The organism is Rhodococcus sp. Eu-32, from assembly GCF_003336925.1.
Classification (GTDB): Bacteria; Actinomycetota; Actinomycetes; order Mycobacteriales; family Mycobacteriaceae; genus Rhodococcoides; species Rhodococcoides kyotonensis_B.
Genome location: NZ_QGNK01000002.1, coordinates 100310 through 113020, shown reverse-complemented (window position 1 = coordinate 113020; position 12711 = coordinate 100310). Strand labels below are relative to the sequence as shown.

General features: G+C 64.9%; 13 protein-coding genes. 8 read left to right on the top strand and 5 right to left on the bottom strand.

What is annotated here, in order from left to right:
- Positions 1-14: 14 nt before the first annotated feature.
- Positions 15-824, bottom strand: coding sequence for a crotonase/enoyl-CoA hydratase family protein (locus DK926_RS04020; RefSeq protein ID WP_068425401.1), 810 nt, complete (start codon positions 822-824; stop codon positions 15-17).
- 57 nt (positions 825-881) lie between these two features.
- Here DK926_RS04020 and DK926_RS04015 point away from each other — a divergent pair, with 57 nt between their 5' ends.
- Positions 882-2516, top strand: a complete 1635-nt coding sequence (locus tag DK926_RS04015; RefSeq protein WP_114328887.1) for an acyl-CoA synthetase — start codon at positions 882-884, stop codon at positions 2514-2516.
- On the top strand, positions 2517-3632 hold the full coding sequence (locus DK926_RS04010; protein WP_114328885.1) for a nitronate monooxygenase family protein: 1116 nt from the start codon (positions 2517-2519) through the stop codon (positions 3630-3632).
- A gap of 1 nt (position 3633) precedes the next feature.
- On the opposite strand, the gene DK926_RS04005 is transcribed toward DK926_RS04010, so the two are convergent.
- A complete protein-coding gene (locus tag DK926_RS04005) occupies positions 3634-4551 on the bottom strand; it encodes a glycosyltransferase family 2 protein (protein WP_243636630.1) in 918 nt (305 codons plus the stop codon).
- A gap of 234 nt (positions 4552-4785) precedes the next feature.
- Between DK926_RS04005 and DK926_RS04000 the strand changes: the two genes are divergently transcribed.
- Positions 4786-5019 carry a hypothetical protein gene (locus tag DK926_RS04000; RefSeq protein ID WP_174551408.1) on the top strand — a complete coding sequence of 78 codons (234 nt, stop codon included), beginning with the start codon at positions 4786-4788 and terminating at the stop codon, positions 5017-5019.
- Here DK926_RS04000 and rsgA read toward each other — a convergent pair.
- The 3 genes from rsgA to DK926_RS03985 all read right to left on the bottom strand — a co-directional run bounded on the left by rsgA (position 5016) and on the right by DK926_RS03985 (position 8508).
- Positions 5016-6026, bottom strand: coding sequence for a ribosome small subunit-dependent GTPase A (gene rsgA, locus DK926_RS03995; RefSeq protein WP_114328881.1), 1011 nt, complete (start codon positions 6024-6026; stop codon positions 5016-5018). The genes DK926_RS04000 and rsgA overlap by 4 nt on opposite strands.
- A gap of 203 nt (positions 6027-6229) precedes the next feature.
- Positions 6230-7303 carry an acyl-CoA dehydrogenase family protein gene (locus tag DK926_RS03990; RefSeq protein ID WP_114328879.1) on the bottom strand — a complete coding sequence of 358 codons (1074 nt, stop codon included), beginning with the start codon at positions 7301-7303 and terminating at the stop codon, positions 6230-6232.
- Positions 7304-7326: 23 nt separating this feature from the next.
- Entirely contained in the window at positions 7327-8508 is a 1182-nt protein-coding gene (locus DK926_RS03985; RefSeq protein WP_114328877.1) for an acyl-CoA dehydrogenase family protein, read from the bottom strand.
- Between the two features lie 157 nt (positions 8509-8665).
- Between DK926_RS03985 and DK926_RS03980 the strand changes: the two genes are divergently transcribed.
- The 5 genes from DK926_RS03980 (at position 8666) to DK926_RS03960 (ending at position 12705) form a co-directional block, all read left to right on the top strand.
- Positions 8666-8854: a ferredoxin gene (locus DK926_RS03980; protein ID WP_068425377.1), complete on the top strand. Its 189-nt coding sequence runs from the start codon at positions 8666-8668 to the stop codon at positions 8852-8854.
- 42 nt (positions 8855-8896) lie between these two features.
- On the top strand, positions 8897-9823 hold the full coding sequence (locus DK926_RS03975; RefSeq protein WP_114328875.1) for a 3-oxoacyl-ACP reductase: 927 nt from the start codon (positions 8897-8899) through the stop codon (positions 9821-9823).
- Between the two features lie 98 nt (positions 9824-9921).
- Positions 9922-10686, top strand: coding sequence for an ABC transporter permease (locus DK926_RS03970; RefSeq protein WP_114328873.1), 765 nt, complete (start codon positions 9922-9924; stop codon positions 10684-10686).
- Positions 10687-10697: 11 nt separating this feature from the next.
- Positions 10698-11549 carry an ABC transporter permease gene (locus DK926_RS03965; RefSeq protein WP_114328871.1) on the top strand — a complete coding sequence of 284 codons (852 nt, stop codon included), beginning with the start codon at positions 10698-10700 and terminating at the stop codon, positions 11547-11549.
- A 7-nt stretch (positions 11550-11556) separates the two neighbouring features.
- Positions 11557-12705: an MCE family protein gene (locus DK926_RS03960; RefSeq protein WP_114328869.1), complete on the top strand. Its 1149-nt coding sequence runs from the start codon at positions 11557-11559 to the stop codon at positions 12703-12705.
- Positions 12706-12711 lie beyond the last annotated feature (6 nt).

Here is a 12711-nt window from a genome sequence, read left to right as displayed (position 1 = left end):
GTGCGCGGAGCGCACTACCGACCCTCGAACCTCGGCGCCCGCTTCTCGCTGAACGCCCGCGGCCCCTCCTTGGCGTCCTGGCTCTGGAAGACGGCGACGCCGAGTTTCGCGTCCACCTCGAATGCGTCGTTCTCGTGCATCCCTTCGGTGTCGCGGATGGTGCGCAGGATGGCCTGAACGGCCAGAGGCCCGTTCGCTGCGATCAGATCCGCGAGCTCCAGAGCTTTCGTCAACGCCTGGCCGTCGGGTACGACGTGGCCGACGAGTCCGATCTGCAGAGCCTCGTCGGCCCGAATGTGCCTGCCCGTCAACAGGATATCGGCCGCGACGGTGTACGGGATCTGGCGAACGAGGCGCACCGCCGAGCCGCCGAGCGGGAACAGGCCCCACCGCGCCTCGGAGACACCGAATTTCGCGCTCTCGCCCGCGACGCGAATGTCCGTGCCCTGCAGGATCTCGGTGCCGCCCGCGATCGCAGGTCCTTCGACGGCAGCGATCAACGGCTTGGACAATCGTCGCCCCTTGAGCAGTGCCTCGATCTTGGACAGGTCCCACCCACCACCGCGGAAGCTGTCACCGGGATGCGTCGACGTCATCGCCTTCAGATCGGCACCGGCACAGAACGCGCCACCGGCACCCGTCAGGATGGCGACGCGGATGTCCGGATCGGAGTCGACGCGATCCCACGCGTCGCGCATGATCGTCATCATCTCGCCGGACAGCGCATTGCGCGCCTCGGGTCGATTCATCGTGACGATCAGGACGTGTCCGCGCTTCTCGACGAGGGCGTGCGCGGCCTCGGTAGGTGACGCTGTGGAAGTCATCGAAATCCCCCATCCTCGGCTATTGCCAGAAACAGTAACACGTTCTATTTTCGATGCGTGGCCCTCAACATCGCAGACCTCGTGGAGCATGCAATCGACCTGGTTCCCGACCGGGTCGCCCTGGTGTGTGGAGATCGGGAGATCACCTACGCGCAGATGGAAGACCGCACCAACCGGCTGGCGCACTACCTGCAGAAACAGGGCGTACAGCCCGGCGGCAAGGTAGGGGTCTACAGCCGCAACGGAATCGAAGCGATCGAGGCGATGATCGCGGTGTTCAAGATTCGCGCCGTCGTCGTCAACGTGAACTATCGATACGTCGAGAACGAGTTACAGTACATCTTCCAGAATTCGGACATGGTGGCCCTGATCCACGAGGGGCGCTACAGCGACAAGGTCGCTGCGGTGCTGCCGACGTGTCCGCAGTTGACGACGACCGTCGTCATCGACGGCGACGGCGAACAGGTCACCTACGACGATGCGCTCGCGCAGTCCTCTCCCGAACGGGACTTCGGCGAGCGCAGCCCCGACGACATCTACATGCTGTACACGGGCGGCACGACCGGCAGTCCCAAAGGCGTCATGTGGCGTCAGGAAGACGTCTGGCGCGTGCTCGGAGGCGGCATCAATTTCATGACGGGCGAATATCTCGACGACGAGTGGGATCTTGCGAAAATGGGCGCCGCCAACCCGGCCATGACGCGAATGCCGATCCCGCCGATGATCCACGGCGGCGCGCAGTGGGCCACCTTCCAGAGCTTGTTCGGTGGCGGAAAGACCGTGCTGCATCCCGATTTCGACGGCCACGTGATCTGGGAGCTCGTCGACAAGCACGGCATCAACCTGATCTTCATCACCGGCGACGCAATGGCGCGACCGATGCTCGACGCCCTCGTCGACGGCAGACCGAACGGCACCCCGTACGACCTGTCGACGCTGTATCTGATGGCAAGCAGCGCAGCCCTGTTCTCACCGAGCATCAAGGAGAAATTCCTCGAACTGCTGCCCAATCGCATGATCACCGACTCGATCGGCTCGTCCGAAACGGGCTTCGGTGGTCTCGGCGTCGTCGCGAAAGGAACCGAGCACACGGGTGGCCCGCGGGTGAAGATCGACGCGTCGACGTCGGTGCTCGGTGACGACGGCCATCCCGTCGAACCTGGGTCCGGAAAGACGGGATTGCTTGCGCGACACGGGCATATCCCGATCGGTTACTACAAGGACGAGGCGAAGACCGCGGCGACGTTCAAGGAGATTCACGGTGTCCGGTACTCGATCCCTGGTGATTACGCGCAGGTCGAGGCCGACGGTACCGTCACGATGTTGGGCCGTGGCTCGGTGTCGATCAACACCGGCGGCGAGAAGGTGTTCCCCGAGGAAGTAGAGGGTGCACTCAAGTCTCACCCGGAAGTGTTCGACGCCATCGTCGTCGGCGTGCCGGACGATCGGCTCGGCCACACCGTCGCCGCCGTCGTGCAGGCTCGCGGTGAGAATCGGCCCTCGCTGGCCGAACTCGACGCCGAAGCCCGGAAAGTCATTGCGGGATACAAGGTTCCGCGCGCGGTGTGGTTCGTCGACGAGATCAAACGCTCGCCTGCAGGCAAACCGGACTACCGATGGGCGTCCGAACAGACCGAGGCGCGCCCGGCCGACGAGACGAACTCACTGACGACTGCGACACGAGGCAGCTGAATGCATACCGATCTCTGCGACAAGTTCGGAATCGATTATCCGATATACGGTTTCACGCCGTCGGAAGATGTCGCGGCCGCGATCAGTCGGGCGGGTGGCCTGGGCGTTCTGGGGTGTGTGCGCTTCAACGACCCGGACGAACTCGACGAAGTCCTGAACTGGATGGACGAGAATACCGACGGAAAGCCGTACGGCGTCGACATCGTCATGCCGGCGAAGGTGCCCACCGAGGGCGCAGCCGTCGATCTGAATCAGTTGATACCGCCGGACCATCGGGCTTTCGTGGATCGCACGCTCGAACACCTCGGGATCCCGCCGCTTGGAGCGGATTCGGCGCGCAACGAAGGCGTGCTCGGATGGTTGCACTCGGTTGCGCGATCTCACGTCGACGTCGCACTGAATCACCGAATCGCGTTGGTTGCCAACGCCTTGGGGTCTCCGCCGACCGACGTGATCGGACAGGCGCACGAGCACGGGGTGCCGGTCGCGGCGCTGGCAGGCAAAGCCGAGCACGCGCGTCGACATGTGGAGAACGGGGTCGACATCGTCATCGCTCAGGGGTACGAAGCAGGGGGTCATACCGGTGAGATCGGATCGATGGTGTTGCTGCCCGAGATCGTCGACGCCGTGGCAGGCGACGCGGCCGTTCTGGCGGCCGGCGGCATCGGTAGCGGACGCCAGGTCGCAGCCGCGCTCGCGCTCGGTGCGCAGGGGGTGTGGATGGGATCGGCGTGGCTGACCAGCGCGGAATACCGCCTCGGCGCTCGGCAGGAAGGTAAGCCGTCGGCGATGCAGGAAGCGTTGCTGGCGGCGACGTCGAGCGACACGGTCCGCACGCGGATCTACTCGGGTAAGCCCGCCCGGCTACTCAAGACCGAATGGACCGACGCCTGGAGCGCCCCGGATGCGCCCGATCCGCTGCCGATGCCGCTGCAGAACATCCTGGTCAGCGAGGCGCATCAACGCATCGACAGGGCAGGGAACTCGAAGGTGGTAGCGATGCCCGTCGGGCAGATCGTCGGCCGCATGAACGAGATCAGACCCGTCGCCGACGTCGTCGACGAGTTGGTCTCCGGCTTCGAGGAAGCAGTCAGCCGACTCGAGAAGCTGCGGTAGCTCAGCTGGCCCGTCGCGTCGCAGCTTCGACGGTGACCACGCCTTCCGCGGTGACCGGGAGCATGCGCGTCTGCACCGGACGCAGCAGATGCCGCACGGAGTAACGCTTCTTGATCGGATCGAACGGGCGGTAGACGGCGAACACGAGAATGTGCCACCACCAGTGCAGACGAAGGGCTTTGCGCTTCTCCTTCGTCATGACGTCGTGATGGGTGAACGTGCGGATACCGGAGTCGATGTACTCGTGGAACTCCGACGGCGGGGTGAATGCTCGACGCGGCGACACATCGACGTTCATGTCGGACAGTTGCGCGATCTCCACACCGACCGAACCGAGGCACAACGCCAGATCGAGGTCTTCGTGCAGGGCAGCGTCGGTACTGACCAGATGTTCGACGCGATGCCACGCCGTCTTTCGGATGGCCATGTTGGCTCCGTGAAGGTTCTTGACCAGGCGGCCGCCTCCGACGTTGCCTTTCTTCAGGTGCCTGCCGAACCACCACGCCTTGAGTCCGCGAACCGGCGAGTCGTAGGGCAGGTTGAGGCCCGTGATCGCGCCGATGTGGGCGCCGTCGGTGGACAGGAAATCGAGTATCGCGCGCGCCCACCCTGCGGTGACGCGGGTGTCGGCGTCGACGCGACCGAGGACGTCACCGCTGGCGACACGAAAGCCTGCGTTGCGTGCATGCGCGACGCCCGGCTTGTCCTCGAAGATCAACGTGATCTTCGGTTCGGTGCGCATGAACGCCTGGACGACCTCGACCGTCCGATCCGTCGAGTTGTTGTCGACCACGACGATTTCGTGAATGTCGTCGCCCTGAGCGAGCAGCGCTTCGAGGCAGAAGCCGATGTAGGACTCTTCGTTATGAGCTGGAACGACCACGGACAGGGTTTCAGCTGGGGTCACAGACGAAGGCACCGGCCTATGGTAGAGGATTGCCGCGCCCGTAGTCGACACGAAAGTCGTTGTACTCCAATCGAATTAGTGAGATCGTCGGTTCCCCCGGCCCGTAGCGGGCGAATCGGCGGTTTGTCGCGACGTTTCATACCGAGCGGTCCGGGAATCGGCGACGCGCGAGGACGCGGGTCCGGTTGTGCCCGGTACGACGTCCTGTCCGGTCTAGGGTAGAAGTCGGTACGACGACCGACCTGAATGGAGAGAGCAGTGGCTTCCGAGATCGCAGTGGGCGACCTTGTCCAGGCCAGTGGGCATGCCGGCCCCTGGAAGGTGCTGGAGATTCGTCAGGGTCTCGCGCTGCTCGAACACCACGACGGACACCGACTGTCGGTCCGGACGACCACGCTGTCCGTCGTGCGCAAGGCGTCGCCCACGCAGCAGGCCGCGCCCGCAGCCGCCGAGCCGGAATCTCCGACGCTGTTCGACTAGCGCGACTGTCGCGGCCGGTTCCTGCTGTTGTACAGCTGACGCTGCGCCTTCGCGATCTGTTTCGCCTCCGCGAGCCGGGCCTGGTTCGCACGGACGTCGTGCCGCGTCGTCGCCCAGTCGTTCTCGCGGACGAGACGCTGATAGTTCGCGACGCGTCGTGGATCGACGTTCTCGCGTACCGCACACCCGGGTTCGGACAGGTGTGCGCAATCGGCGAATCGGCAGTGTGCTGCCAGATCTTCGATGTCCGAGAACGTCGCCGAAAGTCCGTCGTCGGACGACAACACACCGACCGACCGTAGTCCCGGTGTGTCTATGACGGTGGTTCCCGGTATGGGCAGCGGCACGAGTTCGCGTCGGACGGTGACGTGCCTGCCTTTCGCGTCGCCGGAGCGAACGTGACCGGTGGCCAACACGTCGTCGCCGATCATTCTGTTCGCCAGCGTCGACTTTCCGGATCCCGACGGGCCGATCAGTGCGATCGTGCCGGTGAGATGCGTCAGGAACTCGGCCAGTCCATTCCCGGTGTGTGCACTGAGCTCGGCGACGTGAACACCAGGCGATGCAGCGCTCACATCCGCGTATCGGCTCTCGGAAGCCTTGTCGCTCTTGGTCAGTGCGACGATCGGGGTAGCGCCGCTCGCCCAGGCCAAGGCGACGAAACGTTCGACGCGGCCGAGGTCGAGTTCGGTGTCCGCCGCCACCGTCACGACGACGGTATCGACGTTCGACGCGAGGATCTGCGACGCCGACGTCTGTCCGGCAGATGAGCGCACGACCGCCGTACGCCGAGGGAGTACATGGAGAACGGTATCGGTGCCGACGACGACCCAGTCGCCGGTGCACACGTCGGCACTGCCGGACCGAACGCGGGTAGTACCCGATTCCGTTGCGACGTCACACCATCCGCGAAAGACGGAGGTGACGCGACCGGGGAGTCCATCGAAACCGTGCTTTTCGAACAGGGATTGCCAATAGGAGTCGAAACCGTATGTGGAAAGTGACACGGGAAGCCTTTCGAAGGCCGACCCGTGAGTGCGGGGCCGGCTAAGGAATGAACAGGGGAGCCCTGTGAACGCACGGGGCCCAGGGCAAAGCTGTACGCCGAACGACCACCATTGCGTTCCTCCTCACTTCGACCTGACGACGACCGAAACGGTATCAATCTGCCTGCGTGCTGCCAATCGATTTACGAACCGTGCCTTACGCATCACGCGGGCACCGCGGCCAGGGCCGCACCGAGTCGACGAAGGGTCGACGTCGCGGCGCCGTACGCGAATTCGGCACGCTTGGCCGCGAGGAAATAGCGGTGCACGGGATGGTCGCGGTCGAGGCCGACGCCTCCGTGCACGTGAACGAGCGTGTGTGCGACGCGATGACCGGCGTCCGCTGCCCAGAATTTGGCCACTGCGACGTCGTCGTCCGCGTCGCGTCCTGCCGACACCGCCCACGCGGCCTTCCACATCGTCAGACGTGCGCCTTTGACGTCGATGTACGCGTCCGCCAAGCGCTGTGCGACGGCCTGGAAGCTGCCGATGGGTTTGCCGAACTGGACCCGTTCGCGGGCGTAGTTCGCCGTGACCGCGAGCGACTCCTCCAGAACCCCGACCTGATAGGCGCACGTCAGAAGCGTCAGCCAGGCGCGAACCTGCTGTGCGGCAGCGGAATCGGCCAGTCGCCGAACGGAATCGACTGCGACGGAAGTCAATTCCAATTCGCCGATGCTGCGATTGTCGACGCCGTGCTGCGATGTCACGGCCACACCCGGGTCCGACGGCCGGAGCAGGTAGACGCCATCGATCGTGGCGACGACGATGCCGTCGGCGATGGGCGCGCTGTCGACGCAGGTCATCGTGCCGGACAGGGTCCACCCGGTAGCTGTTTCTCGCGCGCTCACCGTGTCGTCTTCGTCGAGAGCCACCGTCAGAATCGACGACCCGAGTGCGGCAGGTGCAGCCCATTCGTGACGCTGCTCGTCGGTGCCGAACCGAGCGATCGCGGACACCGCGGTCCAGTGCGCGACGTAGGGGACCGCCGCGATTCCGCGTCCCAGTTCCACCGCGATCGACGCGGCCTCCAGTACGCCGAAGCCGTCGCCTCCGACCGAATTCGGAGTCGCCGCGGACAGCACCCCTGATGTGCCGAGTACCTTCCACAGCGCGCGATCGATCTCGTCGGGACGCGAATCCAGTTGCCGCTGAACGTCGTCGGTGCTGTAGCGCGCGACGATGTCGCGGGTGAGGGCGGCGAGGTCTCGCTGTGCCTCGGTCGTCGTGAAATCCACTGATGCTCCTTCTGTGACCTGTGTCAGCGGGCCGACGCGGGGAGGCCGAGGGCCGTCATGCCGATGATGTCGCGCTGCACCTCGTTGGTGCCGCCGCCGAACGTCAGAATCAACGACGACCGATGCAGACGTTCGAGCCGTCCGCTCAGGTGCGCGCCGGGCGATCCCTGCCGCAGCGTCGCCGACGGCCCGAGGATCTCCATCATCGTGCGGTAGGCCTCGGTGGCGAGCTCGGTGCCGTACACCTTGTTGGCCGACGCGTCCGCCGGACTCGGAGCGGCGGCCTCGGACGACGCGATCTCCCAGTTCAGCAGTTCCAGGTACGACACCTTCGCGTGCACCCTGGCCAGCGCGATCTGCACCCATTCCTGGTCGATGACGCGTGTGCCGTCGGGCCTCTTGGTGTTCTGCGCCCACTCACGGACTTCCCGCAGCGAGGCGACGAGCGGGCCTGCGGACGTCAGCGCGACGCGTTCGTGGTTCAGCTGGTTTGTGATCAGCGACCAGCCGCGGTTCTCCTCGCCGACGAGCGCGGACGTCGGGACGCGCACGTCCTGGTAGTACGTGGCGCTGGTGTCGGGGCCTGCCATGGTGTGGACGGGAGTCCAGGAGAAACCGTCGGCGTCGGTGGGGACGATCAGCATGCTGATGCCGCGATGCTTGCGGGCATCCGGATCGGTGCGGCACGCGAGCCAGACGTAGTCGGCGTACTGAACGAGCGACGTCCACATCTTCTGGCCGTTGATCACGAAGTCGTCGCCGTCATGCACCGCCGTCGTACGCAGGGACGCCAGATCGGTGCCTGCCTCCGGCTCGGAGTATCCGATGGAGAAGTGCAGTGTGCCTGCGGCGATGCGTGGGAGGAAGTACGACTTCTGTTCGTCGGTGCCGAACGCCATGATCGTCGGCGCGACGCTGTTGATGGTCAGGAACGGAACCGGCGCGCCTGCGATGGCGGCTTCGTCGGTGAAGATCAGTTGCTCCATCGCCGATCGTGCCTGACCGCCGAACTCCGTCGGCCAGCCCAGCGCGAGCCAGCCGTCACGGCCCATCTGTTCGACGACGTCGCGGTAGACCGTCCCTTCGCCGTATTCGCCGGACGTCGAACTCAATGCTTCGCGGCGTTCCGGGGTGATCAGTGTGCGGAAGTAGGCGCGCAATTCTTCGCGCAGCGCTACCTGGTCCCCGGTGTAGGTGATGTGCATCGGCGCCTCGTTTCCGGCGGCATGGTGTGGGTTCTCGAATCATTGCACACGAAGTGGAACAGGTTCTAGTATTGCGCCTACGGCGCCCGTGCGCGGAAAGTTGGCCCAGGGTGCAACTATCCGCGCACGGGCCGCGAAGCGGCACCCGGGAGGAACGATGGTCGAAGTGGACCGTGATCTCTGTGAAGCCAACGGCGTCTGCGTGGGCCTGGTCCCGGAGGTGTTCGACCTGGACGACGACGACGAGCTGTCGATCTCCGGCGCGTCCGAGCGCCCGGAACTACGCAAAGTGATCGACGTGGCCATCGCGTCGTGTCCGCGGGCGGCGCTCGGGTGGGGCGCCTGAGATGCTTGCTTTCGAGCAGGAACACGTTCTAGATTGTGACTCGTGTTCGACGAATCGGTGCGATTGGACGGTCGGGTAGCCCTCGTCACGGGCGCGGCGGCCGGGTTGGGGCGCGCGGAGGCGGTCGGGCTCGCGCAGTCGGGCGCGGACGTCGTTGTGGGGGATATCGCGTCCGGCCCGGCTGTCGACGAGACCATCGACCTGGTGAAGCACGCAGGCGCGCGCGCAGTCTTCGTCGAAGGCGATGTCGGCGAACGCTCCACCGCGGACGCGATGTTCGCGGCAGCCGAGCGCGAATTCGGACGCGTCGACATCGTCGTGAACAATGCCGGAATCGTCCGAGATCGCATGCTGTTCAACATGTCCGACGACGACTGGGATGCCGTCGTCCATGTTCATCTTCGCGGGCATTTCCTGTTGACCCGCACTGCGGGCGCGTACTGGCGTGCGCAGTCGAAGCAGGTCGGCGCACCTGTGTACGGACGCCTCGTCAACACGTCCTCGGAAGCGGGCCTGCTCGGGCCGGAAGGCCAGGCGAACTATGCGGCAGCGAAGGCCGGCATCACCGCGCTGACGCTGTCGGCGTCACGTGCGTTGTCCCGATACGGCGTGCGCGCCAACGCAATTTGCCCCCGCGCGCGAACGGCCATGACGGAGAACGTGTTCGGCGACGCCCCGGACGGCCAGGTCGATCCGCTGTCTCCCGACCACGTCGCCGCGCTCGTGCGCTATCTGGCGTCACCCGCCGCGGACGCCGTGAACGGCCAACTCTTCGTCGTCTACGGCGCGATGGTCGCGTTGATGGCTGCTCCCGTCGTCGAACAGCGTTTCGACGCGTCGGCGGGCGCATGGACGCCGGACACGCTGGCCACGCACCTCGGCGCGTATTTCCACGATCGCGATCCAGGGCGCACTTTCTCGGCCGGGACTGCCCTGGCATTGGATCAGCCGCAGGTCACGGCAACATAGCGGCTTTCCCCGTTTCCACCCCGTCAGTGGTCGATGCGTACGAAAATGAACGTGTTCTAGTTTGTTCGACACGGTCACGAACTATTCGAGGAGGGTTGATGAACGACCTTCTCGTCATCCCCCTTCGTGCGGTCGGCGCGTTCTTCGACATGTCCTGGTACACGCTGCGGGCGGTGTTCTCCCGGCCGTTCCAGCGTCAGGAGTTCGTCGACCAGGCGTGGTTCGTCGCGCGGGTATCGATGGTGCCGACGGTCCTTGTCGCCGTACCCTTCACGGTTCTGGTCAGCTTCACCATCAACATTCTGCTGCGCGAGATCGGTGCCGCCGACCTGAGCGGAGCAGGAGCCGCGCTCGGTGCCGTCACTCAGGTGGGTCCCATCGTCACGGTGCTCATCGTCGCGGGCGCCGGTGCGACGGCCATCTGTGCCGACTTGGCGGCCAGGACGATTCGCGAAGAAATCGACGCGATGCGTGTCCTCGGCATCGATCCGGTTCATCGGCTCGTCGTGCCACGGGTGTTGGCGTCGACGGTCATTGCCCTGCTGCTCAACGGATTGGTCTGCACCATCGGCATTCTCGGTGGTTTCGTCTTCTCGGTGTATCTACAAGGCGTCAACCCCGGTTCGTTCGTGAACGGCATAACGCTGCTCACAGGTTTCGGCGAACTGATCGTGTCTCAGGTGAAGGCCGGATTGTTCGGCATGATCGCCGGACTCGTGGCCTGTTTCCTCGGTCTGAACGTCAAAGGTGGCGCGAAGAGCGTCGGCGACGCCGTCAATCAGACCGTCGTCTTCGCGTTCATGGCACTGTTCGTGGTCAACGTCGTCGTCACGGCCGTCGGCATCAAGCTGACGGCCGGATGAGGCGGCGCTGAATGGCTCTCGCTGCAGCAGGTCGATTTCCGCTCGCGCGCCGGCGACTGTCCGGCGCGTCGCGCTCGGCGGACCGGCTGGGGGAGCAGGCCATCTTCTACGGGCGCGCACTCGGGTCGGTTCCCCGGGCAGCTGTGCGCTACAAGAGGGAAACGCTGCGTCTCGTCGCGGAGATCAGCATGGGGTCCGGTGCGCTCGCGGTCATCGGCGGAACCGTCGTCATCGTCGGATTTCTGACCCTGTTCGCGGGTGGAACCATTGCAGTTCAGGGTTTTTCGTCGCTCGGGAACATCGGCGTCGAGGCGCTCACCGGGTTCTTCGCGGCATTCATCAACGTACGCATCGCTGCTCCCGTCATCGCGGGTATCGGACTCGCGGCCACCATCGGCGCCGGTTCGACCGCACAGCTCGGAGCCATGCGCGTCTCGGAGGAGATCGACGCGCTCGAATCGATGGCCATTCCGTCGATTCCGTATCTGGTCAGTACGCGTGTACTCGCCGGAATGGTAGCGATCGTGCCGCTGTACTCCCTTGCGGTGATCGCATCGTTCATGGCGAGCCGGTTCGCGACGGTGATCATCTACGGTCAGTCACCCGGTGTGTACGACCACTACTTCGACACGTTCCTGATCCCGACCGACATCCTGTGGTCGTTCGCCCAGGCCATCGTCATGGCGTTCGCAGTCATGCTCATTCACACGTACTACGGGTACACCGCCAGCGGCGGCCCGGTCGGCGTCGGCGTCGCCGTCGGGAACGCGGTCCGCGCATCGCTGATCGCCGTCGTCACCGTCACCTTGTTGATCTCGCTCGCCATCTACGGCAGCTCGGGCAACTTCAACCTGTCGGGCTAGGCGCGTCATGAAGAAACTTGCCGCTGCAGGCCTCGTCCTCGGTCTCGTCGCCGTCGTCGGACTCGCGCTGACGATCTTCTCCGGAGGATTCAGGTCGACGGTGCCCGTCACCGTGACGTCGGAGCGCGCCGGTCTCGTCATGGATCCACAGGCGAAAGTGAAGCTCCGGGGAGTGGAAGTCGGTCGAGTGGCGTCCATTTCACAGCAGGACGGCATGGCGCGGCTTCAGCTCGACATGAATCCGTCCACGCTGTCGATGATTCCGGCCAATGCTGCCGTCGAGATCAAGTCGACGACGGTGTTCGGCGCGAAATACGTGAACTTCGTCGTGCCACCCGACCCGTCCGTTCAGGCCTTGACGCCCGGCGCCGTCATCTCCGCCGACAACGTGACCGTCGAATTCAACACGCTGTTCCAACATCTTTCGGACGTGCTGGCGCAGTTGGAGCCCGAGAAGCTGAACGCGACGCTCGGCGCGGTGTCGTCGGCGCTGCGTGGACGAGGTGAGGAATTGGGCGAACTGCTCGCCGAATCCGACGAGTATCTCGCCACGATCAATCCGAGTCTGCCTGCACTGCAACGAGATCTGGCGGCGGCCGCAGTGATCACGAACGTCTACGCCGACGCGACGCCGGATCTCATGCGCGTGCTCGACAATGCAACGACGACGAGCAACACCATCGTCGCCGAGCAGGCGAACCTCGATCTGCTGCTCATGAACGTGACCGGGCTCGCCGACACGTCGAACCAGGTTCTCACCGAGAACGAACAGCCCCTCGAGACCGCGCTGCACACGTTGACCGCCACCACGACCCTGCTCGACGAGTACTCACCCGAACTGACCTGCTTCATCGTCGGTCTCAACAAGGGGCGTCTGGCCTTCGGCCCGCTCGCCGGTGCGGGCGACAAGGCCTCCATCGCACTGAGTTCGAGCTTCCTGCTCGGCGATCCGGCCTACACGGTGGAGAAGGATCTGCCGAAGATCGCCGCGACCGGTGGCCCCAATTGTTACGGGCTACCCGATTTCGATCCGAAGCAGGCACCGGCGCCGTTCGTCGTCGCCGATACCGGTGACACTCCGTACGTTCCGACGACGCAGCCGTCGGTCGACGTGCCCACCATCTTCCAGTTCCTGTTCGCAGGAGCGTGGCCGTGAAAAGAC